The organism is Rheinheimera sp. NSM, from assembly GCF_052380015.1.
Taxonomy (GTDB): Bacteria; Pseudomonadota; Gammaproteobacteria; order Enterobacterales; family Alteromonadaceae; genus Alishewanella.
This window is the reverse complement of the sequence record NZ_JBQTCI010000021.1, coordinates 1-316: the sequence shown is the minus strand read 5'-3', so window position 1 is coordinate 316 and position 316 is coordinate 1. Positions and strand designations below refer to the sequence as shown.

Here is a 316-nt window from a genome sequence, read left to right as displayed (position 1 = left end):
CGCACAAGCGGTGGAGCATGTGGTTTAATTCGACGCAACGCGAAGAACCTTACCTGGCCTTGACATCCAGAGAACTTTCCAGAGATGGATTGGTGCCTTCGGGAACTCTGAGACAGGTGCTGCATGGCCGTCGTCAGCTCGTGTCGTGAGATGTTGGGTTAAGTCCCGTAACGAGCGCAACCCCTATCCCTGGTTGCTAGCAGGTAATGCTGAGAACTCCAGGGAGACTGCCGGTGACAAACCGGAGGAAGGTGGGGATGACGTCAGGTCATCATGGCCCTTACGGCCAGGGCTACACACGTGCTACAATGGCGCG

At 56.6% G+C, this 316-nt stretch carries 1 rRNA gene; it reads left to right on the top strand.

From position 1 onward, the window contains the following. Positions 1-316 (top strand): 16S ribosomal RNA (locus ACTZWV_RS19900); the annotation flags it as partial.